Origin of the sequence: Roseivirga sp. (genome assembly GCF_034669765.1) — a bacterium.
In the GTDB taxonomy this organism is placed as follows: Bacteria; Bacteroidota; Bacteroidia; order Cytophagales; family Cyclobacteriaceae; genus Roseivirga.
Genome location: NZ_JAXMOQ010000001.1, coordinates 581,885 through 607,064 on the forward strand (window position 1 = coordinate 581,885; position 25,180 = coordinate 607,064).

General features: G+C 40.5%; 18 protein-coding genes and 2 tRNA genes. 11 read left to right on the top strand and 9 right to left on the bottom strand.

Annotated features, from left to right (window positions below; genetic code table 11):
- Positions 1–34: 34 nt before the first annotated feature.
- Both VOI17_RS02505 and VOI17_RS02510 read right to left on the bottom strand, forming a co-directional pair.
- A complete protein-coding gene (locus VOI17_RS02505) occupies positions 35–5,059 on the bottom strand; it encodes a translocation/assembly module TamB domain-containing protein (protein WP_323755655.1) in 5,025 nt (1,674 codons plus the stop codon).
- A gap of 148 nt (positions 5,060–5,207) precedes the next feature.
- Entirely contained in the window at positions 5,208–7,868 is a 2,661-nt protein-coding gene (locus VOI17_RS02510; protein WP_323755656.1) for a glycoside hydrolase family 3 protein, read from the bottom strand.
- 553 nt (positions 7,869–8,421) lie between these two features.
- On the opposite strand from VOI17_RS02510, the gene VOI17_RS02515 reads away from it, so the two are divergent.
- From VOI17_RS02515 to VOI17_RS02540, 6 genes are all read left to right on the top strand, one after another.
- Positions 8,422–8,976 (top strand): hypothetical protein, encoded by a 555-nt coding sequence (locus VOI17_RS02515; protein ID WP_323755657.1) that lies wholly within the window; start codon positions 8,422–8,424, stop codon positions 8,974–8,976.
- Positions 8,976–9,746, top strand: coding sequence for a hypothetical protein (locus VOI17_RS02520; RefSeq protein WP_323755658.1), 771 nt, complete (start codon positions 8,976–8,978; stop codon positions 9,744–9,746). The genes VOI17_RS02515 and VOI17_RS02520 overlap by 1 nt, the downstream gene beginning before the upstream one ends.
- A 369-nt stretch (positions 9,747–10,115) precedes the next feature.
- Positions 10,116–10,604, top strand: coding sequence for an OsmC family protein (locus VOI17_RS02525; protein WP_323755659.1), 489 nt, complete (start codon positions 10,116–10,118; stop codon positions 10,602–10,604).
- Between the two features lie 369 nt (positions 10,605–10,973).
- Entirely contained in the window at positions 10,974–11,546 is a 573-nt protein-coding gene (locus VOI17_RS02530) for a hypothetical protein (RefSeq protein ID WP_323755660.1), read from the top strand.
- 35 nt (positions 11,547–11,581) lie between these two features.
- Positions 11,582–12,124, top strand: coding sequence for a hypothetical protein (locus tag VOI17_RS02535; RefSeq protein ID WP_323755661.1), 543 nt, complete (start codon positions 11,582–11,584; stop codon positions 12,122–12,124).
- Positions 12,125–12,137: 13 nt separating this feature from the next.
- On the top strand, positions 12,138–12,704 hold the full coding sequence (locus tag VOI17_RS02540; protein WP_323755662.1) for a hypothetical protein: 567 nt from the start codon (positions 12,138–12,140) through the stop codon (positions 12,702–12,704).
- A gap of 52 nt (positions 12,705–12,756) precedes the next feature.
- Here VOI17_RS02540 and VOI17_RS02545 read toward each other — a convergent pair whose 3' ends face one another.
- The 3 genes from VOI17_RS02545 to VOI17_RS02555 all read right to left on the bottom strand — a co-directional run bounded on the left by VOI17_RS02545 (position 12,757) and on the right by VOI17_RS02555 (position 14,914).
- On the bottom strand, positions 12,757–14,301 hold the full coding sequence (locus VOI17_RS02545) for a family 20 glycosylhydrolase (RefSeq protein WP_323755663.1): 1,545 nt from the start codon (positions 14,299–14,301) through the stop codon (positions 12,757–12,759).
- A 157-nt stretch (positions 14,302–14,458) separates the two neighbouring features.
- A tRNA-Leu gene (locus VOI17_RS02550) sits at positions 14,459–14,542 on the bottom strand.
- Between the two features lie 299 nt (positions 14,543–14,841).
- A tRNA-Gly gene (locus VOI17_RS02555) sits at positions 14,842–14,914 on the bottom strand.
- A 237-nt stretch (positions 14,915–15,151) separates the two neighbouring features.
- Between VOI17_RS02555 and VOI17_RS02560 the strand changes: the two genes are divergently transcribed.
- Positions 15,152–17,515: an ABC transporter permease gene (locus VOI17_RS02560; RefSeq protein ID WP_323755664.1), complete on the top strand. Its 2,364-nt coding sequence runs from the start codon at positions 15,152–15,154 to the stop codon at positions 17,513–17,515.
- Positions 17,516–17,532: 17 nt separating this feature from the next.
- Here the strand turns inward: VOI17_RS02560 and VOI17_RS02565 are convergent, their stop codons facing one another.
- Complete coding sequence (locus VOI17_RS02565) at positions 17,533–18,249, bottom strand: endonuclease/exonuclease/phosphatase family protein (RefSeq protein WP_323755665.1); 717 nt, start codon at positions 18,247–18,249, stop codon at positions 17,533–17,535.
- A 16-nt stretch (positions 18,250–18,265) separates the two neighbouring features.
- Positions 18,266–18,718: a hypothetical protein gene (locus VOI17_RS02570; RefSeq protein ID WP_323755666.1), complete on the bottom strand. Its 453-nt coding sequence runs from the start codon at positions 18,716–18,718 to the stop codon at positions 18,266–18,268.
- Between the two features lie 138 nt (positions 18,719–18,856).
- Here VOI17_RS02570 and VOI17_RS02575 point away from each other — a divergent pair, with 138 nt between their 5' ends.
- From VOI17_RS02575 to VOI17_RS02590, 4 genes are all read left to right on the top strand, one after another.
- Positions 18,857–19,645 carry a PepSY-like domain-containing protein gene (locus VOI17_RS02575; protein WP_323755667.1) on the top strand — a complete coding sequence of 263 codons (789 nt, stop codon included), beginning with the start codon at positions 18,857–18,859 and terminating at the stop codon, positions 19,643–19,645.
- Between the two features lie 65 nt (positions 19,646–19,710).
- A complete protein-coding gene (locus tag VOI17_RS02580; RefSeq protein WP_323755668.1) occupies positions 19,711–20,247 on the top strand; it encodes an RNA polymerase sigma factor in 537 nt (178 codons plus the stop codon).
- A 10-nt stretch (positions 20,248–20,257) separates the two neighbouring features.
- Positions 20,258–21,124, top strand: a complete 867-nt coding sequence (locus VOI17_RS02585; protein WP_323755669.1) for a FecR family protein — start codon at positions 20,258–20,260, stop codon at positions 21,122–21,124.
- 55 nt (positions 21,125–21,179) lie between these two features.
- Entirely contained in the window at positions 21,180–23,873 is a 2,694-nt protein-coding gene (locus VOI17_RS02590) for a carboxypeptidase-like regulatory domain-containing protein (protein WP_323755670.1), read from the top strand.
- Between the two features lie 4 nt (positions 23,874–23,877).
- Here the strand turns inward: VOI17_RS02590 and VOI17_RS02595 are convergent, their stop codons facing one another.
- Both VOI17_RS02595 and VOI17_RS02600 read right to left on the bottom strand, forming a co-directional pair.
- A complete protein-coding gene (locus VOI17_RS02595; protein WP_323755671.1) occupies positions 23,878–24,411 on the bottom strand; it encodes an RNA methyltransferase in 534 nt (177 codons plus the stop codon).
- Positions 24,412–24,517: 106 nt separating this feature from the next.
- Positions 24,518–25,135, bottom strand: coding sequence for a porin family protein (locus tag VOI17_RS02600; RefSeq protein WP_323755672.1), 618 nt, complete (start codon positions 25,133–25,135; stop codon positions 24,518–24,520).
- Between the last annotated feature and the right edge of the window lie 45 nt (positions 25,136–25,180).

The following is a 25,180-nucleotide window of genomic DNA, read 5'->3' on the forward strand; positions in this document are numbered from 1 at the left end:
GCAAAAATTATACGAACCGATGACTGACGAAAACTCATTTATTGTTATTCTCTTTTTCCTTTTTTTCTACTTCTTCTTTTACCTGCTTGGCAAAAAGTTCTTTGAATTTATTGAACTCGCGGGTAAACACGAGAGCAATACCCGAAACCGTTAATTGGCCATCAATTACGCCTTCATATTGATTTCTACTAAAACCTTGAAGTCGCAATCTTTTATCTTCTGTTAGCAAGTATTCCAAGCTCACGTTACCAAGAATAGGAGTGCCCTGTGAAGCACTTTGGTTACCCGCCACATCTACTTCACTACCCACCTTTATAATCAGACGGTCGTTGAAAAACTCCTTTTTAGCGGTAATGCCAAGCTGGGTTTGAACTTGCCCACTATTATTTTCTTCGCCTGTTGTACTGTTGAGGTTGAAGCCTACATCGATGCCCGTATTACCAAAAATCTTTTCGGAGTAATTATTGAGCTGGCCAGAAAGCACATTATTTACATTGTCTAAAGCCAAAGATGTCGGTCCACCGCTACTCCCGTCACTTCCTGAACTTGGAAAGAATCGGTTTAAAACCAACAATGAAAACACCTGCTTGTTTAACTCTTCTTCTTGGCTGTTCAGTTGCTGAACTTGGCTGTACACTGTTCCGCTCAAGGCTCCTTGCTCGTCCTCGGGCATGTCTAGGTTGAAAGAAATGGTAGGCGTGAGTAATTCACCATCCACATTAATATAAACCTCAAAGGGAAGCCGCTGCTGATAAGAAGCTTCAGCGGCCGAAGTTTCGGCCGAGGTTTGTGTGGCCATTAAAGGACTCACCGATGTTTTTATGCTGTATATCGCGCTTACGTCCAGCTCGGCATCGTAGGGGTCGCCCGACCATGAAATAGTACTGCCCGGTGCAATTTCAAACCTGCGTTTTACAAGGTTGAACACGTTGGCTTCGTAATGGCCTCCACTCAATTCATATTTTCCAGAAAGGCCAATTCTTCCATTGGGTTCTATACTGAGGTTGAAATCGCCATCGCCCACCACCCGCAGGTTGTCTCCCGTAGATTCATCAATAATGATATTGAATTCAGAATTATCACCTATGGAAATGATGGTCTCAATATCGTAGCCAGCAATGGAGGCCGTGCTTGCAGAAACCTCACTCTGATCTGTTCTAGTTAAAATGTCATCTGGATTTTCTCGGTTGACGAACAATACTACTCCGTCACGTTCTTTCAATTCCAACTGAGATTCTGGCACCGTAAAAGTGAGCGTTGATCCATCAATTACTTTCATGCTTCCTCTTACTTTCGGAATATTCAAGTCGCCCGTAATGGTAAGGTCTGCCCCTACATTTAACTGCCCATAAAAGAGATCGCTGTCTTCCTTGGCTGAGTTTACCACCCTAAAATTATCGGCCTTTACTTTAAGGTCGAAAGTTGGGTTCATGAGGTTATCCGTTAAAACTTTTCCAGCCAGCTCAAATTCGTTCATGTCGCCATCGGTAATTGTGAAGCTATCGAGATAAAGCCCCGAATTATCAACCTTCAGCTGTTCATTGTCAATGCTAAAGCTTGCGTTCAATTCGTTCACCAAAAAACCGACCTGATTAAAGTTGAATGTTCCAGCATATTTTGGGTCGTTTACATTTCCAGAAACATCCACTTTTGCCGAAAGGCTTCCTTTCGATTCGGAAAGGTTGTTATTTGAAAAAGTCTCTATGGCCGACATTTTTAATTCCTTCAAATCGAGGTTGAGATTCAAGTCGCCACCAGTGGCCGAAGCCGTGTAATTGCCCGCCAGATTCAGGTCGGCATCTCCGCCTTTCACAGAAAGATCTACCTGGTATTTTTCAACGCCTGCCCCTTGCGCCTCTAATTTCAGTTGGCCGAAAGGCACTTCCATAATGGCTAAATCAGAAATATTTAATCCAGCGATTATACCAAAACCACTTAGCGGATTCTCAATAACAATATCCCCATTGAGCACTCCAGAGGCCAGCGGTTTTTCGGCATTGAAAAGGCTGGTAATTGTAGTCAGCTGATAATCACTAAAAATAGCTCCCAAGTGTTTCTGCTTATGGCTGGGTAGTGATGTGCTTAGCGAAACTTTTTGGGCTCCGTTGGAAAGTTCAAAGTCATTAATGTTGATGTAATTACTGGCCAGTGTGACGCGGTTTTGTTCCAGAATATTCCATTGTTCGCTGTTAAAAATCAACGTGTCGGGGAGAAGGTGTACCTGAATAGTATCGCCTTTTAAGTTTACTTCAGAATTAATGTTGATGAGTGTTTTTTGGTTACTGATGATGTTGAAACGAGAAGTAATAGTACCCGCATCTACCTTTCCTTGTAGCTTGGTTTTGTCGATTGTAACGGGGCCAGAACTGACCTGAGACCAGCCTAAAAGGAAATCTAAATAATCGTCTTTACCATTTATTTTGAAGCCCAAACTGTCAATTTCTGTCCCTTGAAAATTGATATAAGGCGCCATCAATTCGGCTGATAACTTGCTTGTCTTTGCATCAAAGTCAAACTTGAAACTAATAGAATCCATGCGCTCTAAGCCTTGTAAAAATACTTCTGATACGATGGCAGAAGGCCTCGCTACCATGGTCATTTTCAAGGCTGCATCGGTATTCAAAGAATCTCGGGCAGATAAATTTCCTCCGCTTTCGAGGTAGCGTGTAAACTCCTTTTGCAAAAGCGGAAGGATTTCCATAAGGCTTTTATTGCCAATAATTTTGGCATCAATCGCTTGGCTGTCGATCATTATTCCCAAAGTATCGGCAGCAGATTTAGCCGCTAAACTGAAACTTCCGAAAGTGTAAGCTTCACGATTGTAAATGGCCACGCCATCGTTGAGTTCTGTTTTTAAATCAAAATTTGAAGCATTACCTTCAAAGCTAGCATCTAAAACAAAGGCAGTTTTTACGTTTTGTGTGGTCAAACCCAAAGCGTAAAGGTCAGCCCCTTTCACGGTCAAATTTGTATTGATTTGGGGCGCAACAGAATCAAGCGCTAGCTTGGTTTCCATGGCCATGTCTAGGTTTTCATCTTTAAAATGTAAATCGATATTGCCACTTCCGTTAGTGATTTTACCTGACAATTCCAGGTTGGAGAAATCGTATCCGTTGAATTTCAGCCGTTCAAAATCTGTTTTTAATTCAGCCGTTAATTCACTCAAGCTGGTTCCGCTTCCCTTTACATCCACTGTAAAAGAGAGCGTGTCGAGCTGTTCATTCTGAAGCAATTGGTTGAGTTGAAGTTCTTTTCCAGAAATCACCGCGTCAAAAGCGATGGTTTCGTTTTGACTGAACTGGCCTTTTACCTCAACATTTCCCATGGTTGTTTGAAGGGAGAGGTTAGTTTGAGCGTCATTTAGCCCGCCCTTGAAATTTCCAGTTAAAACCATGCTTTCTGGCAAGCCCAAGCCTAAACCTGTGGTGTCCATGATTTGGGAAATATCGACTCTGGTGGTTTTTGCGCTTAATGTGGGTAGGTCGAGCCTCAACTGATCGGGGTCTGTTGGGTTGGTTACTCGGCCAGAAATGTTGATACTGGTCTGCATCCCCCAATTGACCAAAGCCTCAGAAATTTGTAAGTCGGTTAAGTTGCCATTGACATTCAGTCGCCCAGTGATTTTCCTTTTGGAAAGCGACTGGAGGTATTCATTCTGAGTCAGCTCTGGACTAAAGGCTGCCGTTTCGAGTAAGTCGATTTCAAATTTGTTTAAATCGACAGTAATTGTAGTAGCCTCAGGGGAGTTTATCAAGTCTGTGAGCGAGGCATATTGCAGACTCAAATCACCCGAAAGCATATTCTTTGGCGTGGCAAAATCTAAGGATTCAATCGAAAGAGATTCATCGGATACATTTAAATCAAAAGCGAGTTTGTTTAGTGTAAGCCCACTTCTTTCGGCAAAGGAAAAGCCATTGATGGACATGTTCGCTTTGCCCGGCTGGTATTCAATATCATCCGCTTCAAAATTGAAATTTTTGACCTCTAGCCAATTGGGGTTGAAAACTCCGTTTTCCGGTAAACTGTCTGTGGTTTGAAAAGTAATGTCATTTTTCTTGAACGAAATTTCATTGACATCTATGTTCCAATCTGGCCACTCAAAAACAACCGGTTCAGACGATTGAGTAGAATCTGATGGGGTTTGCAACTCGCCAATAGACAGCTGTTTCACAAAAACTTTGGAGTTGTCTAAGCTCAGTTCATCCAATACAATCTTTTGTTCTTTTAGGTTGGCCATGGGCAGTTCAACCCTAAAGTTTCCGATATCGAGTTTTGCGGTAGTTCGGTCTGGAATTGAATTATAATCTAGGCTTACATTTTTTAAGATCAATGCACCTACGGAAAGATTTGGGAGAAGTGAATCCTCGACTTGGCTGCTATTGTTTTGGGCGGTGTCTACCGCAGCTGCTTTGCTGAGTTCGTATTTAATCTGACTATCGGCAATGGAAAGCTCATCAATCTCATAGATCATTTGCTCTATGTCCAGCGCGTCTACTTCTAAATCGAGCTCACCTAAAAGTGCCGTGGCTTTCATGCCTAAGAGCTCATCGTTATAGGTAATGTCAAAGTTGCTGAAGTTTATTTTGCCAATTACAATCTCGGGACTGGTAGAAGGAGCGCTGTCGGTTGTCGTAGTATCGGTTGTAGCAAAAGCCTCGATTAAGAAATTGTAGTTAAAATTTTCACTTGAAGCAGGTCGGTGAATGTTGGCTTTCAATCCATCCCAGTGGACAGATTTAACATTGATGCGATCGCCTTTGATTAAGGGAATTAGTGCCACCGAAACCTCCAGGTCTTTAGAATAAACAAGCGTGTCCTGCTGTTCATCTTCCAAATAAAGCCCTTCTACAAAAAAGTTACCCGAGAAAGTAAGGTACAGCCTATCGATGCTTACTTCGGTACCAGTTTTGTCAGCGATAAAGCTTACCGCCTTATTAACAATTATATTCTGACCCCAAGGGCTGCGAATAAAAAGAACCAGCAAACCGAAAAAAATAAGCACACCGATGATGACTCGGGTCAGTATTCTTAAAAAACGATTCTTAATTAATCTTTTCAATGTAAATTTTATCCTCTACAAATAACTTCATAATTCTCCATAGCGGTTATGAAATGTGCTTTTTAATTAACCAAGCGAGGAGGTTTTGGTTTATGAAGTGCTAGGAATAAATTACTAATCGCTTAATGTAGATCTTCTAATCAATCATTTAATTTTTCAGTTTAATCGTTGATTCCACCGTGAAAGTATCGCTCGTTCCTTCTTCAGAATTTTTTCCAACCATTACTCGGAATCTACCCGCTTCAACTACACGCTCCATGTTCCTGTTCCAAAGAGAAAGGTCTTCAGGACTTAGGTCAAAACTTACGCGCTTGCTTTCTCCAGCGTTGAAATGAATCCGTTGAAAACCTTTGAGTTCCTTTACCGCTGTGGTTACAGAGCTGATCAAGTCGCTGAGGTAAAGCTGTACTACTTCTTCACCAGCCTGAGTTCCGGTGTTGGTGACCGTTACTTCGATGTGAATTTTACCTTCTCCCTGATTGGTAATCTGAAGGTCTTTATAATCGAAAGAGGTATAGCTTAAACCATAACCAAAAGGGTAAAGCGGTGTAATTTTCTCATCCACATAGCGGTGATTTCTGGTGGGTTTGGCACTGTAATACATGGGCAATTGGCCTACGCTTCGGGCAACCGTAACAGGCAAACGACCCGCAGGATTGTAGTCTCCAAATAAGGTTTGCGCCACGGCTAATCCTCCTTTTTCTCCCGGAAACCAAGCCTCTAAAATGGCAGGTACTTTCTGATCTAAACTGTTAATGGATAAGGGGCGGCCGTTGAGCACCACACATACCACAGGAGTTCCAGTAGCAAGAATGGCATCCACAAATTCCTTCTGAAGGCCATAGAGTTCCAGGCTGCTTACGTCTTTATTTTCTTCTACCAGTTCGTTCGATTCACCGACCACCACAATGGCCACATCTGATGATTTTGCCTGCGCGATCGCCTCGGTCAAATCTGGCTTTTGCATGTTCCAGTTGAGATAAGCTTTGGCGCCATAACCACCTTCCCAAACGTCCATCCTGATTTTGTATTCCTTGCCTTTCACAAAATCCATAGGCGCTGTTTCGATGCTTGTCGCTCCCTTTTCCCAATTGTCAATCACCAGTTTGTCGTCTACCCAAAGCCTTACGCCATCATCGGAACTGACGGCTAACCATCCGTTAAATGACTGGTCTGGCTGAAGGTAACCTTCCCATGTGACAGAGAAGTGATCTTCTCCCACTCCTTCGCCTGGAGAGCCCGGCCATTCAAACGCGACTTGCTTATCAATTCTAGTGAGCACAGGTTCGCCCTCTACATTTCTATTGTTGAAGAATGTGGCATTCAATCCGTTTTGTGATTTGTCTTTGGTTTTAAAGTTGGCCATCGGAATGGGTTGACCTTTATAAATGAGGGGAACACCTTCGGAATACACTACTTCTGTATTTTCTCCGAGCAATTGCTTTACCCCTTCATAAACCGTGATGGCTTTTTTGTTTTTTACAGAATAGCCACCCAAAACGGACTCATTGGCCAATGGACCAAGCACTGCGACTTTCTTCAAGCTTTTACTGAGGGGCAATAAATCTCCTTCATTTTTAAGCAAAACCATCGATTTTAAGGCTGCTTCTAAGGTCAAGTTTTGGTTTTCCTGATTGTGATTTCTTTCGTCAATAAGTCTTTGTTCTGTATATGGGTTTTCAAAAAGTCCCAATAAGAATTTCAATCTCAAAACGCCTGATGCTGCTCTGTTCACTTTTGAGATATCAAGCGATCCTTCGTTCACCAGTTCAATAATGGTTTGCTGAAATTGATCATTTGGGAAGTCGTAGAACTGCATGTCGATGCCCGCAGAAATGGCTTGTCGGATGGATTCTTTAGGGGAATCGCTGGATTTGTGGCTGCTCTGCAAAAAGCGAATAGCACCCAAATCAGAAACCACAATGCCTTTAAAACCCCATTCGTTTCGGAGCACTTCGGTCATCAGCCATTCATTGGAGGCATTGGGAATTCCATCAATTTCGGAATACGCGGCCATGGTGCCCAAAGCGCCTCCTTCCATAAATGCTTTTCTGAATACAGGAAGGTAATCTTGCCTTACCGACCTTTCTCCCAACAAAACAGGACCCGCATTGCCTCCCGATTGTGGAGATCCGTGGGCGGCAAAATGTTTGGGTTCTGCTACCATCGAGCGGTCAGAACTCAAGTCTTTTCCTTGGATGCCTTTGATCAAGGCGGTACCGAGTTCGGCAGATAAGTGGGTGTCTTCTCCCAGCGTTTCTGCAATTCTTCCCCAGCGGGGTTCTCTGCCCAAATCGAGGTTGGGGCCTAAACCGAAATGTACACCATGCGCTCGGCCTTCAGTGCCAATAACCTCACCCACCTTTTCCATTAAGGCTTTGTCCCAAGTAGCGCCAAGGCCAATATTCATGGGGAAAGCAGTACTGCCCTCACCCATATAGCCGTGTAAAAACTCGGACATGAGTAATGCAGGAATTCCCCAACGGTTATTGTTGATGATAAATTCTTGAAGTTGATTGGCTGCCTTGGCGTCTTTCGGATAGTAATCGTGCACCGCGCCTGCTCCCAATTTTTCTCCGATTAACTCTTTGGCCAGCGCGAGTGAAAAGGCTTCCCCTTCCTTAAGGTTAGCCCCATTGTACATGTCCATCTGCCGTACTTTTTCTTCCAAACTCATTCTTGAAAGAAGGTCAGCCACTCTTTCTTCTACCGGAAGCTTAGCGTTTTGGTAAGGGTATTTTTGGGCAAATAGTGATATGCCCACTACCTGGCAAAGTATGATTAAACTGAAAATTCGCTTTTTGAGCATAGGTTTTTTATTCTCTTAATTCAAAAAAATTAGCCCTCCACTTTCCGCCTTCTTTTGCCATGGACAGGCTTTGCTGAAAGGGACAATTTACGGAAATGAGTTGGGATATTTACTCGATGGTGGGTGCTCTGACTTCCCGACAGTTTACTTATTAGCTTAAATGAATAAGTTTCGTAGAAGATAGAAATGCTTGATAGCAACCTCTGATAGGCCTCACCCTTTTATCCCTCTCCAAGGAGAGGGGCAGCACGTTCTGCTAGGTTTTGCATAAGTGCTCCAATCTTGCACGCTGTACCCTGTTTTTCCATGGGTAAACTTCCTCGGGTATACCCCTTGTAAATATTCTACTAATTGTCTTTCTTTATCATAGAAAAACATACCCTCCGCTTTCACTCATCGTGCTTTTCTGAAAATTGTAAAAGTGCTTATAGCACACCTAATTGGCTATGCTATAAGCACTTTTTGTATACCATTAGAAATATAACGCTCATAAAAGTGAGCGATTCATAACGTTACGTGCAACTTTGAAATAACCATTAATTAAACTGAAAATATGAATACAAAACTGAAAATTAATATTGTAGAAGGTCTTCTCGAAGTAGAAGGTAGCGAAACTTTTGTAAATTCAATTTATGAAGATTTCAAAGGCAACTTACTTCAAAATAAAACTGTCAAGCCTATAAGCACAGTAGTTACGGAAGAAAAACCAACTAAAACACCTGTTAAGAAAACAAAACAAACAGTTACAACAAAAGGCAAAAAGAAGGCAAAAAGTAAAACGCCAAGTATTATCTCAAGTCTGAATTTAAGGCCAAAGGATCAAAGCTCTCTTGATGATTTTACTTCGAACTTGAACATTAAATCAAACCTTGAAAGAAATGTAGCATTTGTTTATTATCTAACACACGAATTGAAAACAACAAATATTGGTTTAGACCACATTTACACTTGCTATAGACACTTAAAAGCCAAAGTTCCTGCAGCATTCTATCAAAGTATTGCAGATACTAGTGTAAAAGGTTGGATTGACACTTCGGATACGGCAGATATTACTTTAACAAGTATTGGACTTAATTATGTCGAACACGATATGCAACCTAGTAATTAATGAAGGATAAATTAACCAATTATATTTCGGGTTTTGAGGATTTTTATGCTCTGAACAAAACTTCCCAAATAGATGCTTTTGCCTATTTTATTGAAGAAGTTGAAAAGACAGAATTCTTCAGTCCTACTCTTCTTAAAAGTTGTTTTGAGTTATCTAAAATCAAACCATACACCAATATTTCAGGATATCTTACAAGTAATTTGAAAGCACCACGAGGCAAAAAACCGAAATTTTTGAAATCTAAATCAGGTTATTCTTTAAACTCTGCCTTCAAAGTAGAGCTTGCAAAAACAATTACACTAAACAAACCAAAAGCTATTACCTCAAAAACTTTGAGGGATTTGCTTGTCACAATCTCTGATTCTGAAGAGAATGTTTTTTTGGATGAAGCAATTAAATGTTTTGAGATTGGTGCATTTCGAGCTTCAATTATTATGGTTTGGAATTTAACTGTCGACAGTTTATTTGAATATATACTTTCAAATAAACTCACTGAATTTAATTCTGTTTTATCTACAAATACCGACCGAAGAGTTAGAATTAGTTCTATGAGTGTAAAAGATGATTTCAGCGAAATACCAGAAGGGAAATTCATTGAATTTTGTAGACAATCAAGAATCATTTCGAATGATGTCAGAAAAATTCTTGATGAAAAATTAGGTATTAGAAATACTTATGCTCACCCTTCTAATATGATTTTGACTGAATCCAAAGCAATTGAGTTCATAGAAGATTTAATTAATAATGTCGTACTTAAATACAAAAAGTAAAAGCAGCACATAACAACACATATAAAAAATAGCGGTTTAAGTGCCTAAATAAAAGATAAAATAAAGGTCAGTTATAAACTGAAAGTTAGTGCGTAAAAATCCGCTATTTTTCATATACAAGACCGTTACCCACAACTCAAAAACCCTCTCCATCAACAGCCATTTTTCGCCAGGCTGAGCGGAGGGTAAGGCTTGTTGATATTTCTACCTATTGCGTTTTATTTTGATTACCTAAAACTCTCACATTGCAATTGGCAGTTTCGTAAAAAGCTGAGCTATTTCTTAAGAAATATATTCAATAGAGGAAGAGCGAATTTATGTAAGGCCATGTAAATTGGCTTTTGATTTAACCACCATAAATCTTGTTCAATGTCAAAGCATCACAGCTACAATGTAAAAATAGAATGGACTGGAAATAAAGGAACGGGCACCAGTTCATACCGAGCTTATGAAAGAAGTCATAGTATTCAGGTAGAAGGAAAGCCAGAAATTACTGGTTCATCAGACCCGGCTTTCCGAGGCGATAAAACCAAACACAATCCAGAAGATATGTTGGTTGCTTCTATTTCAGCCTGCCACATGTTGGTGTATTTGCATTTATGCGCTGACGCTGGAATTACGGTAGTGGATTATATTGACAACGCTTCTGGTACAATGGAAGAAACGCCAAATGGCGGAGGCCGCTTTACTGAAGTAGTATTGAAACCCGCAGTGACAATTTTGGAAGCGGATAGGGTTGCCAAAGCCAAGGAATTACACCATAAGGCCAACGAACTTTGCTTCATTGCCAATTCATGTAATTTCCCCATTCGGCACAATCCGACTTGCGAAGTAAGGGCTAAAAAATATTCAGAATAATTATAAATAACGATCTAGATGACCATCGAGCCTTTCTGATTGTTTCGTAGTCTTTCTTGAAGAAATGGTTGATAACCGACCGAGATTTTATGTGGTTTTCATAGACTATGGTTATAAGCATAACCTAGTTTTTTGGAAGGGAAACGTACATTTTTTGAAATTTCTCTACCTTTATTTTTACATAAAATAGGGGACTAACTTCTTCATTTTTTAACCAGATAACCTGTTTGATGAAGTCTAATTTGCTCTACTTATCAATAAAAAATAGTGCGCTTATTACTATAAACATGATTAAAGTCATATAGCGAAACTTGGAAGCGGTGATTTAATTGCGCTATTTTATGGTATAGCGTTAATATTCAGATAATTATGATTTTTAAAAATTCTATTAAATCAATACTCCTATTATCCTTATTTTTTATTTACTCCTGTGATTCTGGAGGGGGTGCTGATGAAGAAGAGCCTGAGTTTAATAAAGAAGGAACGGAGGTTACCTCTAATGTGACTGGTGTGAGATTAACAAAGTATGGGCCTGAATACCAGAGTATGACCAACTCACCAGGTATAGATTTTTCTCTTTTACAAGATAGTGGTACACTAGCTTGGCTAAACGTTGACAGTGGAATTGGAAATGCAAAATTTGCCAAGTTGGTTGGTACCTTTGATTATTCCTTTTTTCAAGCTGAACCTACAAAAGACTTAAATAGAGGTACTGATGATGCTATTTGGTGGGACGACTCCGCTTTGTATGGTGGAGCGGTAAATGGAAAGAACTACTGCTACGTGGATACAGAAAATGACGGTACTTTTGAAACGATGCTTTTATTGTATCTGAATGTACAAGACCTAGAGAGCTCTTATTTTATTGGTAAAGCCGTAAAAACAGACGGCACCGACCTCTCTTTTTCCATGGCGAAACAGGCCCTTGATGAACTGAATTAAACATAGTTTACTGACCTACACCCTATTTTATTTTTATGAAAAAGCACTTATTTCCTCTTGTTATTTTTAGCCTTTTCACGTTAGTTTTTCAAAGCTGCGAAAGTGAAGGAGATGATGAAAACCCGAACACCGAAGAATATACTATAACTACCTATGGCCCTGGTATTAGTTTTGTTGACCCCCCTAAGCCCAGAATAAGTATTGAGGCTCCATTTAGTGACACCCCCAGCTTTGCAGAAATATTTCTGGGTTTCCCCCAACAGTTTGGAGTGATGAATTCAACCCAAGTATTTTTTCAATCTACCCCTACAGTAGCGCTTGCTATTGATGCTGATTCAAATCCTGAACATTCATTTTGGCTTTTGAATAAAACAGAATTACAACATGGAGCTGTTTCAGGCTTGAATTATATCTTTGTTGATGAAGATGGGGATGAAGTTTTAGAAGTAGCCTACTTACTCCGCTTGGATGCTACAGCACCCGCAGATAGCCAAAAAACTTACTTAGTTGGGAAAGCCATTAAGAATGATGGAACCGCTATTACATTTGCTAAAGCCAAGGAATTGTTAGACGATTAGAAAAAGACAGATTATGAAACTTAGGTATATAATTACAATGCTCCTTGCCATACTCGTTATCCAAGGTTGTTCAACGGCCGATGATTCTGACCCCAAAGATGATGGTATTCGTACCCAAGACATTACCACAAGTAATAATGGGTATACATTAGTTCATTTCCGTTCCGAAAGACAAAGCGTTGACCTTGACAATCCAGCGGAGAGCATTCATCTCTCAAAACTTTCTGACAACTATTATTTCTCAGCCAATCCGACAAAACTGGGTATTGATCAAACAGGTCAAGCATTTTTCCAGAATGCGCCCAACTCAAGCATTAGCCTTAGGGTTGACATGCCTTGGAATGCACTTTGGTTAGACGACTCTGGAGCTCTTCAAAGTGGTGCTGTGAATGGATTGAATTATGTTTTTTTTGACGATGATCAAGATGAGGTTTTTGAAACAATCTTTATGCTTCGGTTAAATGCTTCAGAAGCTGAAACAGCTTCTAAAACCTATATTGCCGCTAAGGTAGTGAAAGAAGATGGCTCAGCAATTGATTTTACCACTGGAAAAGCCTTGTTAGATACCCTCGAAAAGTAATCATCAAGTTCAAACTCAGGAGGCTAAAGTATAGAGATTCAATAATTATACATTAACGATCAGGCCTGTCATCTACATAATTGTGGCCATGCAAAAGACTGTCTTGTTTTGTGTTTCCAGTTAATTTGGAAAGCAACTCGTCCGTGGCGTCCAAGCGAGACATAAATGTTGGGAAGTCTACTTGATGTTCAACGTTCCAAATTCGCTCATTCATCACTGGCAAACGTTTTCTCAAACTGATAAATTCGCTTTGTTCTGCCTGCTCCCAAGCACACATTTGTGCTCCGAGAATAAGGTCGGAACCGTTGGTTTGAATGGGGTCGAAAGAAGGGGCTTTTGGGAACCAGTTTTCCCAACGAGAAACATTCCAGTTGTAAATGGTTTCTGGCTCCCATTTTTTGCGATTGACCACATATAGCGGTTTCCAAGAAGTGTTGACCACGGTGTAGCCATCTTCAATTAAATCATTGGGCAAATACCTGTTGGTTTCGAACTCATAGACAATTATGTCTTTTGGAATCTCCACTTTACCTTCTTTTCGAAAGCCTTCCCAAACCGCCATTTGCTTGCCTTGCTTTTTTACGATGTCATTCATTCGCACGATAAAATGACGATACAAATCATGAACATCGTCACCCAAATTGTTGGCCTTCATGTACTCTTGAACATGCGGATCGTTATCCAATTTATGGAAGATGGCTTCATCTCCTCCAATATGAATAATGGGCGTTGATTTGAAAATGGGAATAATCTCGGATAGAATTTCTTCCAAAGCGGTATAGACTTCTTCCTTGCCCATGTTAATGGTCCAAGGGTTTTCTTTAATATCCTTGATTCCGAAAAGCTCGGGGTATGCTTCAACAATAGAACTAGCATGACCGGGAATATCAATTTCAGGAATAATGGTTACGCCACGTTCTTGCGCATAAGCCTCTAACATTTCCAATTCTTCAAAAGTATAATGCCTGTCGGGGGTAGATAGCTTAGGGTATTTTTTTGAAGGCAAAGTATAGGACTGATAGTCGGTAAAGTGGAGGTGCAAGTAATTGGATTTGTAAAACGAACTCATGTTAATCAGTTCTTTAATGCTTTCCACCGAATGCCACTGACGGGCCAAATCAATCATCAGGCCTCGGTATCCAGAATCAGGGCGATCTTCCATATTGAGCACAGGGAAACTTATTTTTCCGTCTTCAACAAAAGCCAATTGAAGCAGGCTATTGCGTGCCATTGCTAAGGCTTGGTAGGAACCTCCTGTAACGGTGATTTCCTTATCAATTTTAATTTGGTAACTGTCTTTTTCCTGCTCGCTATCAATGGCGAATGTAATGTCTGCTGAATTTTTGCTTTCGGCTATTTCAACTTTAAAATCGGTCAAGCCCAATAATTCTGCTTGAAAGATTTTCGCTAAGGGGGCTAGTGCTTCTTCTACAAAGATTGTGCTCTGTTCTGAAAGCCGAACGGCCTGAGCCGAGACAGAGATTTGCTTAGGAATAGGCACCAAGTTGACTTCACTATTATGATCAAATTTCTCTGTAGTACTGTCGCAGGATTGAAGGAAGATGACTGCTAATAGAAATAAGGCTATTTTTTTCATGGTTAGTCGATTGAAGAAGAAGCTCCGGTGCAGGATAATGTGAACACTACATTGAAGTTATTTTGCTTCAATGTAAGATAATTCTTCGGTCACCGTCTAATGACTCATTATGTGTGGGGTAGAAAAACAAAAAGCCCCGACATGTCAGGGCTTTTTGTACCAGAGGCGGGACTTGAACCCGCACGCTCAGAAGAGCACAAGATTTTAAGTCTTGCGTGTCTACCAGTTCCACCACTCCGGCCTCGTCTTCCATAGCCTTAGCCTAGGAAGGCATCGTCTTTCATAGCTTTCGCTATAAAGACTTTGACTATCAGATAGTCAAGTTTTTTGGTAGTCTTCAAGACCTATTGGCCTTAAAGTAAAAAAGCGCGATCGTGATCACGCTTCTTAATATTCTCATAAACAGAAGCACTAACCTGTCTTTACATCAATGAGCGGGAGACGGTCCCGAAACTTCGGGACGAACCGCAACCAAACCTTGGTAAGGTGCGATTTTTGTCTACTCATATATAAAAGCACTAGCGTGTCTTCCATTTTATGAGCGGGAGACGGGATTCGAACCCGCGACCCCGACCTTGGCAAGGTCGTGCTCTACCAGCTGAGCTACTCTCGCTTATTTCAGTACTTATTTTCCGCCCTTGTGGCGAATTGGAGTGCAAATTTAACTAAGGGCTTTAAATATGCAATACGTTTTGTGAAAAAATAAATGTATTTCTACTTCTGCTTATCAATCAGTGCTTTGAGATACTCTACAACCGCTAATACGTGCAACCTTAGTTACTTTTTTGCATCTGTGGAGTAATGAATAATAAATAACCTCGTCTCATAAGTAACTCAAATCAACAAAAACATGGTCAAGAACATCTTCATCACTGCGCTGCGTGTCTTTTGGAAAGAACGCGGCTACTCCATTTTAAATATTTCGGGTCTCACAGTGGGCATTGCCACAAGCCTTATGCTGTTCCTTTATATCCAAGATGAAAAGACAGTCGATCATTTTCATAAGGGCATAGACCGAATCTATCAGGTCATGGAGCATCAACGCTATTCTGGCGGCTATGTACTTACCACAACGGCAAACCCTGGTCCGCTAAAGGAAGCGTTTAAGGCCGAAATGCCAGAAGTGGAATACATCACTCAACTGGTCTGGCAGGAAGAGCGTCTATTTATTGTTAACGACCAATCCTATAAATCACAAGGCAGGGTGGCCAGCGAAGACTTTTTCAAGGTTTTTGACTTTCCGTTTGTTGAAGGGAGCCAAGAAAATAGCTTAACCGCACCAGATGTCGCCTACATTTCTGAATCCTTGGCGGAACGTATGTTTAAGACCACCGCGGTTTTAGATAAAACGGTTCGCATTAACGGTTGGGGTGAATATAAAATTGGAGGTGTATTTAAAGATCCGCCTGTCAATTCGACCCTCGACTTTGAATTTGTATTGCCCATTGAACCTTGGCTTGTTCGAAACGATTGGTTAGAAAATTGGGGGAATAATGGCATTAGAGATTATGTCAAACTTCATGAAGGAGTGGATGCCCAGGCCTTCAACACAAAAATTAAAGACTTTGTAAAAACGAAGAATGAAGGTTCTGTGGTGGAGCTTTTTGTTCAGAATTTAGGAGAACAATACCTGCACGGAAGATACAAAGATGGGGTTCAGGCGGGCGGAAGAATTACCTATGTGAGACTGTTTGGCTATGTTGCCATTTTTATTTTGGTCATTGCCTGTATCAATTTTATGAATTTGGCTACGGCACGTTCTTCAAAAAGGGCCAAAGAAGTAGGTGTAAAGAAAGCAGTAGGTTCTACCCGAAGTCAGCTGATTGCCCAGTTTATGGGAGAGTCTGTAATTATGGCATTGGCGTCCACACTGCTGGCGGGTTTGGTCATTATGCTATTGCTGCCATCCCTCAATGACTTTACCGATAAGGCCATGGCATTTTCCCTTTTAGACTTCAACAACCTGCTTTTGCTTATCGGTATTGCTTTGGTGGTGGGTGTTTTGGCAGGTAGTTATCCTTCTATTTTTCTTTCTTCCTTTTCACCCATAAAAGTATTGAGAGGTAGCTTTCGCTCTTCGGGCTGGTCAAATGGTATTCGAAAAGGCTTGGTGGTTTTTCAATTTCTGATTTCCATTTTTTTGATCATCAGTACTTTGGCGGTTCACAAACAGATTTCTTATGTTAAGAATATCAACCTCGGTTATAACAAAGAAAACATCATCTATATTCCAATGGAAGGAGAGCTTCAGAACGACAGTAAGATTGAGCTTTTCAAGGCTAAAATGCTGGAAAACCCGAACATTTTGAATGTTTCTACGGCCAGCAATACCCCAATTAATATTGGTAGTTCTACTTCAGGTGGTTTTTCATGGGACGGAAAAGACCCAGAAAGTGAAGTACTATTTACGGTATTGCAAGTGAGTAACGACTTCATTGAAACCTTGGGTATGGAAATGAAAGAAGGTCGTTCTTTTGATCCTAATTTAGTAAGCGATACGCTCAATGTGATCATCAATGAGCAGACGGCTAAAAACATGAATGTTGAAAACCCATTGAATCAGCCCATCACTTTTTGGGACAGACAAGGCAAGGTGGTGGGCATTGTAAAGGATTTTCATTTTGCTTCGCTACACAATAAAATTGATCCTTTGGTGATCAGCTTAAGGCCAGAGTCATCGAGTGTAATGTTTATGAAAACCACTACAGCAAATACCAAGGCTACTTTGGATTATGTAGAAAAGGTGTTTAAAGAAGTGAATGGCCAATATCCGTTTGAGTATCAGTTTTTAGATGAGCAATACGAAAACCTCTACCGTAGAGAAACGGACATTGGTACTTTGGCCAATATTTTTGCCATCATTGCCGTGTTTATTTCACTTTTAGGACTCTTTGGTTTGGCTTCTTTTGCCGCAGAGCAGCGCATTAAGGAAATAGGAATTAGGAAAGTGTTGGGGGCTGGAATTAGCAATTTGATTCTACTCTTGGCCAAAAACTTTCTGCTGCTTGTGCTTTTGGGTTTTGGCATTGCCGTGCCATTGTCCTACTTCTTCTTGTCCGATTTCTTATCGGCCTTCGAATATCAAGCGAATATTGGTATAGGTGTATATGTTTTTGCCGGCTGTGCTTCTGTGCTTATTGCTTTACTCACAGTAAGCTATCATTCGTTCCGAGCAGCAGCAGCCAATCCAGTAAAGAGCTTGAAGTATGAGTAATATTTAGCAATGTTAATTTAGGGTTGGTGGAATTCGCAAATTATGGGTACATGGTCACTAAGCTCAATCCAAGTGTGAATTTCTCCAACCTCTAGTTTTTTTAGCCTAGAGGAAAATTCTCTGTCTGCGAAGAAATAATCAATATGATAAGGCCTTTCTGACTTTCTTCTAAAAAAGAAAGTTGGCCTTGTTTCACTACCTTGGTCTTCTTTGTATTGTTCGTGATAAAGGCTGACTATGCCCGTTTGATTTAACTGCTTTACAACATCGGAATGATTCCACCACCTGTCCCACTTATCCCAAATTGCATTGCTGTTGAAGTCTCCTGCAATAATTGTATTGTTTAAATTATCTTGATTGACTTGAAGATATTTCCAAAACTGACCAATGTATCCAAAAGTAGGCGAGTTATTTTGGTGAGTCCAAACGCCCAAAATATTGAATTCATCATTTACACGACATGGGAGAAAATGCTTGACACTATGGTCTTCAAAAGAGTTAGACCAATCTAGCTTAGTAAGGTTAATACTATTTCTATTTGAGAAAATTCCTATGCCTTTATTTTTAGTATCTCCAATCCAAAGATAATTTTTAGCCCATGAATTATATTTTTCATCCTTACATTCTTTAGGATTTTCACATTCTTGAATGACATAAATATCTGCCTTGATTGCAGAAATAGCCTCGAACTTTTTCCGAAAGGCACCATTACAGTTCCAAGTGACAATTTTCAATTTAGAGGATCAAGGTTTACTCCTTCACAGGCGCATAAGGATTAATTTCTCTCAGCTTTTCTTCCAACGCACGAAGGTCTTTAATGCGCAACCAGCTAATGCGTAGTTTGTGTTTTTGCAGCTTATCGTCTTTGTCCAACAAGTTCATACCAATGTGGAGGTGATCGGTTTCGTAATAACTATCAAAGTTGTACTTGGTCACCAAAATTGAATTTTCCTTTTTCGAAAATAATTTTCTTGTGCTGATCGCAATTCCGCCTTCCGTTTCCATTGCGGTAACATACAATGGCCAATTGACCAAGCTAGATAAAAAACCAAAAATAGGCGCAAAGGCCACCAACAAGATGAGACTTGGCATATCTGGTCTGATAATGTATTTGTATACAAAAATAAAGACCGCAAAAAGCACATAGAAGTACAGTAAGTATTTAAAACGGTTCACTTTTCCTTTGTTGCTAATCTGCTTCATAGTAGATGATTTTTCGAATGGTGAATTTAATCAAAAAAGAGATATATGAATTTTATTTTCTGACCGAGGCAACGGTTTTGGCAACTCACTCCGTATGGGCTTCAGAATCAATAAATGTTTCACATAACTCAAAAGAAAATGTTAAAGAAAATTCTAATCATGTCGTTTTCCTTGGCGCTCATCACAGCTTGCCAAGACGATGAAATATCGAGTGACATTAATGATGTAACCGTAACGGAGATTAGCACAGAGAGTTTGCCTAACACGGTACAAACCTATATCAGTGAAAATTTTGTGGGCGAAGTAGCCGCTTCGGCTTTTAAAGTAACCAGTGCTGAGTCTACTAACTTCGAAGTGTTTTTAACCAACAGTATGAACTTAGTCTTTTCACAAAATGGAGACTTAGAAGAATTTGGTGAAGACGTATCTCAGGTAGATTGCGAAGGCCGTCCGCAACGCAGAGGAAAGCACCAGAGAAAAGGAGATCGACCTGAAGGCGATAGGCCAACTCAGTTGCAAGTGGCCGATTTACCAGCCACAGCTGCAGATTATTTAACGACCAATTATCCTGACAGCACAGTGCTAAAAGTGATATTTATTGACAATGCAGACATTAGCCAATACCATGTTTTGGTAAAAGAAGTGGGAGCATTAGTGTTCGATGTGGACGGTAATTTTGTTGAGCTGAAGGTCCGTCAAGAGGGCATCTGCAGACAATTTGATGAGGTGGCCATTGAAGATTTGGCGGAAGCAATAAGAACTTATATCACCAATAACTACCCTGACAATGAAGTGTTGGGAGCAAGAATTGGAGAAAGAGATGGAGTCGTTGAAATTCACGTTTTAGTGAAAGAAGTAGGCGCCTTGATATTCGATGAAGACGGAAATTTCGTTGAGTTGAAAACGTGTGGGATGAAAAGGGGCTAAGCTCCGTTTCATAATTGAGGGCCGGAAATCGAAAGATTTCCGGTATCTTTTTGCAACCAAACAAAATGACAGAGAATATAATACAGCTTATTGAAGGATGTAAATCCAATGACAGGGCCGCCCAGACAGCACTGTATAAGCAATATTATGGCTATGCAATGAGCATCTGTTTGCCTTATTCTAAGACCAGAGACGAGGCAGAAGAAATAGCCCACGATGGTTTTCTGAAAGTCTTTACCAACATCGAAAAATATGACATAGACTTTGGCTTTAAAGGCTGGATCAGACGCATATTTATCAACGCTGCGATTGATTATTTTAGAAGTAACAAAAAGCACTACGACCAAGAAGATATTGATGAGGCCAGAGGCGTTGAAAGTTTTGATGATAATATTATCGATCAGCTTTCTGCCCAGGAAATTGTGCACCTCATTCAAGACCTACCCCCAGCTTACAAAATGGTGTTCAACTTGTACGTAATGGAAGGCTACAAGCATCACGAAATCGCGACACAGCTGGGAATTAACGAAGGCACATCGAAATCGAATTTGGCGAAAGCCAGAAATAAATTAAAGCTAGCAATAGGCCATCAGGCATCTTAATAGCAGGATTATGGAAAACTTTGACAAGAAAATAGAAAGCAAGCTAAGCTCACATCATTATGATGAGTCACCCAACGATGCCTCAACAAAACGAATGTTCGACATGCTGGATAAAGTGCTGCCGCAAGAAACCAAAGTGGTGCCTTTGCAGGTAGTGAAACCAGCAAAATCGGTTTCTAGTTTCTTTTTAAAAGTGGCAGCTTCCATCGCTATTTTGCTAATTGCTGGTTATGGTTTTTATGCCTTCAATGAGGTAGAAGTAAGTGTAGGAAATACAGCTCAACAGGAAGTGGTATTGCCCGATGGATCCATCGTAACCATGAATTCTGGCTCTCAAATTCAGTACAACAAATTACTATGGAAATTGAAGCGCGAATTGAGTCTTGAAGGAGAAGCCTTTTTTGAAGTTGAAAAAGGGGAAAAGTTTGTGGTGAATTCAACTTTGGGGAGAACTCAAGTATTAGGCACCAGCTTTAATATTTATGCCCGAGGAAAGAAATACGAAGTGAAATGCAGCACAGGAAAAGTATTGGTAAGTTCTAATCGTACCCATGAAGAAGTGATTCTTTTGCCCGGTGAAGGCGTGGTGCTGAAAGAAGAGATACTTCGCCCTTTTGAATACAATAAGGAAGAAAATGAAGATTGGCGCCAAGGTGAATTTTACTTCGATCAGACATTTTTTGACATTGTGATTGCCGAATTGGAAAGACAATATGGAGTTACGGTAAGCTATCCCGATAGCTATAAAAAGGAAAGATATACGGGTTACTTCAATAACAAGGATTTGGCCCAGGCCCTAAAATTGATTTGTGAACCTATTGGATTAGAAGCCAAGCAAAAAGGCAAGCTCATAGAGCTGATACCTTTAGAAGAATAGCCTTATGTTTGTTTAGCATAACTCGCCCTGCGAGACGAATTGATTGTAATGCTATATGAGAAATCGTTTTTTAGTCATCGTTTTTATCATCTGCACTCTTCCAAACCTTCTGTTTGGCAATGATGATGTTGTGATCAATGAGCAATTTAAAAATGCCCCCCTCAAAGAAGTTTTAAGAACACTAAAGGACAATTACCATCTCAAGATTGCTTTTACAGACAAGTTCGTACGCAATATTCAAATCAATGCATCCATCAACGACCTCAGTGTTTACGATACCTTCTCCAAGGTTTTAGAAGGCACAGACCTCACCTTTGAATTGGTCACTACCAATACAATAATAATCAAAAGGAAGAAAACAGAGGTGCCTGAAACCGTCAGTACTTTTGAGTTGACAGCGGTGGTGAGTGATGCCATTTCTGGAGAGGAATTGCCCTATGCATACGTTTGGGTAAACACTCGTCAGCAAAATATAATGGCCAATGTCGAAGGCTACTTTTCTATTCCTTCAGTGAATGAACAGACCCAATTGAGCATCTCTTATTTAGGGTACAACGACACCTTATTGACGATAAGTGATGATTATAGAAATAGAAGACTACAAATTAAGCTTCAACCCAACTATGTTGAACTAGAAGATGTATTGGTTGAATCGGAAAAGGAAACAAACGATTTTAAAAGCGAAGAACAGGCAGGTAAATTCACCATGAATCCGGCCATTGCACAAAAAACGCCATCTGTAGGGGAAGAAGATGTCTTCAGAACTTTACAATTGCTGCCTGGGGTAAATGCTACCAATGAGGCTTCTTCGGGACTCAGTATTAATGGTGGTACCTCGAATCAAAACCTCGTGCTCTTCGATGGGTTTACGGTGTATCATGTCGATCATTTCTTTGGCTATTTCAGCGCATTTAATCCTCTGGCCATTAAATCGCTTCGGTTGTATAAAGGCGGCTTCGAATCCAAGTATGGAGGCAGGGTATCGAGTGTGGTGGATATTTCTGGAAAGGATGGCAACCGCAACAAAACCAGTGGTTCTTTGGGTGTTAATATGTTAAGCGTGAACACTTCTTTGGAAGTGCCCCTTTCTGACAATGGAGCCACTTTATTCTTTTCGGGAAGACGGTCTTACACCGACATTTGGAGTTCCTCTTTGTTCGAAAACATCTTTTCTATTTTTGAAAGCAGTATTACCGAAGATCAAAACGGGCAAATTCCAGGAGCAGAACGAAGCATAAGAAGCGAACTCGTACCTGACTTTTACTACACCGATCTCAACCTAAAAATTTCGACAAGAATTAGCCCTAAAAATCACTTGTCGTTTAGTTTTTACGATAGCAATGATATTCTGAATTACACTGAAACTTCCCAAACTAGATATAGAGATACCCTTCGTGTGGACACCGATAAATTGGGAATTATTAAATGGGGGAATGTGGGCACTTCGTTGAATCTTTCGCGCTTGTGGACTACACACCATTTCTCTAGTCTGATGCTGTCTTATTCTGATTATGAAAGTACCTATAACGAAAGAGCGACCAGTAAAAGCGTATCGAGTACCGAAGGCCAATTTGAGTCTAGCACCAAGCAAGATCAAGTGAATAGTATTGAAGATGTTTCTTTAAAGTTCGATCATGAATGGGACATCAACAGCTCCAGCAAAATCGAAACAGGGGTGATGCTTTCCCTTTACAATAATGAATTTCGGTACGAAGCAGACGATTCCGTACTGGTGGATAATTCAATGAATCACGCATCTTTGTTGGCGCATTACATTCAAGGCTCATTCTACTTAAGCCCGAGTTTCTCTTTAACTCCTGGCCTTCGAACGAGTTACTTGTCAACCACTCAAAAGGTGTATTTAGAGCCTAGGTTGTCATTTCATTACCAAGTCAATAGCAGCCTTCAATTGAAAGGAGCCACGGGTTTATACAACCAGTTTATCAATCAGTCAAACACCAAGAATGCGCTTGAAGGAAGCCGTGATTTCTGGATTTTGGCCAATGATAAAACCGTTCCTGTTCAGCATGCTTGGCATGGCCTTTTAAGTTTGGAATACAATAAAGGTGGTCGCGTGTTTTCTGTCAGTTATTTCAGAAAAGAGTTTGACGGTTTGCTGGAATACGCCTTTAAAAATGGAAGCCTAATTACTCAGTTTGATGATGAAAGAAGAGTTTTTGATGAAGGAAACGGAACCTCCAAAGGCCTCGAGGTTATGGTCAAACGTGATTTTGGAAAGTTAAGTAGTTGGTTGTCCTATACACTCTCAGAGGTTAAATATACCTTTCCTAGACTCAATCGGGGGAAAAGCTATTTTGCCGACCATGACCAACGCCACGAACTGAATTGGTATGGCGCTTATACGTATAAGAATTTTGAATTTTCAGCCACTTGGGTGTATGGCTCGGGAAAACCTTATAGTTCATTCGATGGTATAGAAACAAGAAAGCCCTCAGGTGATAGAGGTCCTACTATAGGCAAACTAAATTTCACAGAAAATAATGGGGAGCGTCTTCCAGAATACCATCGCCTTGATGTGAGTGCCAAGTATCGTTTTCAGCTAGGCCTAGGCAACGGCCATGTTGCTTTGAGCATTTTCAATTTGTATGATCGCGAAAATGTGTACGACACTAAAGTGTCAGTGATTGCGCCAGCTGATTCACGAAACCGAAGAAACCCTATCATCAGTTCAACGAATGTTGCATTGATGGGAATTACACCAAACCTATCTTTTGGAATTGAGTTTTGATCGCTTAACCGAATTTGATCTTACTCGTCAAGTCCCAAAGCACCACGCCAATACTGACAGAAATGTTTAGGGAGTGTTTGGTGCCAAACTGAGGGATTTCTAGACAGCCATCAGCTACTTCAATCACTTCGTCTTCCACCCCAAAAACTTCGTTGCCAAAAACTAAGGCATACTTTTGGCCCTTTTCAATTTTGAAATTCTCAAGTGAAGTGCTGTTATCTGCTTGTTCTACAGCCAGAACTTTGTAGCCCTGTTGCTGTAATTTTTGGCAAAGTGTTGCGGTGTTTTCTGTATGTTCCCAATCCACAGATTCCGTAGCGCCCAAAGCCGTTTTGTTGATTTCTCTATGGGGAGGCTGGGCGGTAATGCCGCAGAGGTAAATCTTTTCTATGGCGAAAGCATCGGATGTACGAAATGCCGAACCGACATTGTTCATGCTGCGGACGTTATCTAGAATAAGCACGAGCGGAAGCTTTTCAGTGGTTTTGAATTCTTCCAGTGTCAGTCTATCGAGTTCGTCATTCTTGAGTTTTCGCATGCCCAAAATTAAAAAAAGTATCGCTCTTATCACCGATACTTTTTAGGCATAAAAAAAGAGTAGAGTCCTAAGACTCTACCCTACACATATGGCTTTCAAAGAACCATCAAAAATGAAAGCCGATATAGATTGTTAGTGCCGAATTTTTTGCTTCGCTCGTGGCTTCTCCAGCGAAAGATCCTGATTTACCAATTTCTCGGAAACCGTAGTTATACCTTACTCCCAAAATACCTCCATCAAAGTCGTAACCTAAACCCGCGACAGCACCATAATCTATGGTATTGAAGTCATCTCGGTCTAGTTCTTGAATGCTGTTGATAGAGCCATCTCCGTCTACATCTTTGATTTTAACTCCAGCCAAGAAGCCTAGATATGGTCCGGCATGAAGGTTAAGCTTGCCCAAGTTAGCGTTAAGCATCACTGGCATTTTGATATAATTAAGGTTGTATTTGTATTTACCACTGCCTGAAAGGAAGTTGTTGTATTGTACTGCAGCTCCTTTTTGAGTGTATAGGAATTCGTGTTGAATGCCTAAGAAATCTGTGATTTTAATGCGGTTATAAATACCAATGTTTAAACCGACTTTGGCGTTTTCATCATCCACATCATTTACATATAGATTTGAAATATTGGCACCTACAGTAAAGCCTGTTTGGGCCTTTGCCACTGACGCTACAAGTAACATCATTAGGGCAATTATGTATAGTTTATTTGTCGTTTTCATGGTTCTAGATTTTTCGTAAGTTTTTATACGCTTTGTTTTTAAAGT

What these genes read in the sequence shown, in the direction of transcription:
- VOI17_RS02510 (WP_323755656.1), bottom strand. Translation starts at nt 7,868, where the DNA reads ATGCTCAAAAAGCGAATTTTCAGTTTAATCATACTTTGCCAGGTAGTG.
- VOI17_RS02515 (WP_323755657.1), top strand. Translation starts at nt 8,422, where the DNA reads ATGAATACAAAACTGAAAATTAATATTGTAGAAGGTCTTCTCGAAGTA.
- VOI17_RS02520 (WP_323755658.1), top strand. Translation starts at nt 8,976, where the DNA reads ATGAAGGATAAATTAACCAATTATATTTCGGGTTTTGAGGATTTTTAT.
- VOI17_RS02525 (WP_323755659.1), top strand. Translation starts at nt 10,116, where the DNA reads ATGTCAAAGCATCACAGCTACAATGTAAAAATAGAATGGACTGGAAAT.
- VOI17_RS02530 (WP_323755660.1), top strand. Translation starts at nt 10,974, where the DNA reads ATGATTTTTAAAAATTCTATTAAATCAATACTCCTATTATCCTTATTT.
- VOI17_RS02535 (WP_323755661.1), top strand. Translation starts at nt 11,582, where the DNA reads ATGAAAAAGCACTTATTTCCTCTTGTTATTTTTAGCCTTTTCACGTTA.
- VOI17_RS02540 (WP_323755662.1), top strand. Translation starts at nt 12,138, where the DNA reads ATGAAACTTAGGTATATAATTACAATGCTCCTTGCCATACTCGTTATC.
- VOI17_RS02545 (WP_323755663.1), bottom strand. Translation starts at nt 14,301, where the DNA reads ATGAAAAAAATAGCCTTATTTCTATTAGCAGTCATCTTCCTTCAATCC.
- VOI17_RS02560 (WP_323755664.1), top strand. Translation starts at nt 15,152, where the DNA reads ATGGTCAAGAACATCTTCATCACTGCGCTGCGTGTCTTTTGGAAAGAA.
- VOI17_RS02570 (WP_323755666.1), bottom strand. Translation starts at nt 18,718, where the DNA reads ATGAAGCAGATTAGCAACAAAGGAAAAGTGAACCGTTTTAAATACTTA.
- VOI17_RS02575 (WP_323755667.1), top strand. Translation starts at nt 18,857, where the DNA reads ATGTTAAAGAAAATTCTAATCATGTCGTTTTCCTTGGCGCTCATCACA.
- VOI17_RS02580 (WP_323755668.1), top strand. Translation starts at nt 19,711, where the DNA reads ATGACAGAGAATATAATACAGCTTATTGAAGGATGTAAATCCAATGAC.
- VOI17_RS02585 (WP_323755669.1), top strand. Translation starts at nt 20,258, where the DNA reads ATGGAAAACTTTGACAAGAAAATAGAAAGCAAGCTAAGCTCACATCAT.
- VOI17_RS02590 (WP_323755670.1), top strand. Translation starts at nt 21,180, where the DNA reads ATGAGAAATCGTTTTTTAGTCATCGTTTTTATCATCTGCACTCTTCCA.
- VOI17_RS02595 (WP_323755671.1), bottom strand. Translation starts at nt 24,411, where the DNA reads ATGCGAAAACTCAAGAATGACGAACTCGATAGACTGACACTGGAAGAA.
- VOI17_RS02600 (WP_323755672.1), bottom strand. Translation starts at nt 25,135, where the DNA reads ATGAAAACGACAAATAAACTATACATAATTGCCCTAATGATGTTACTT.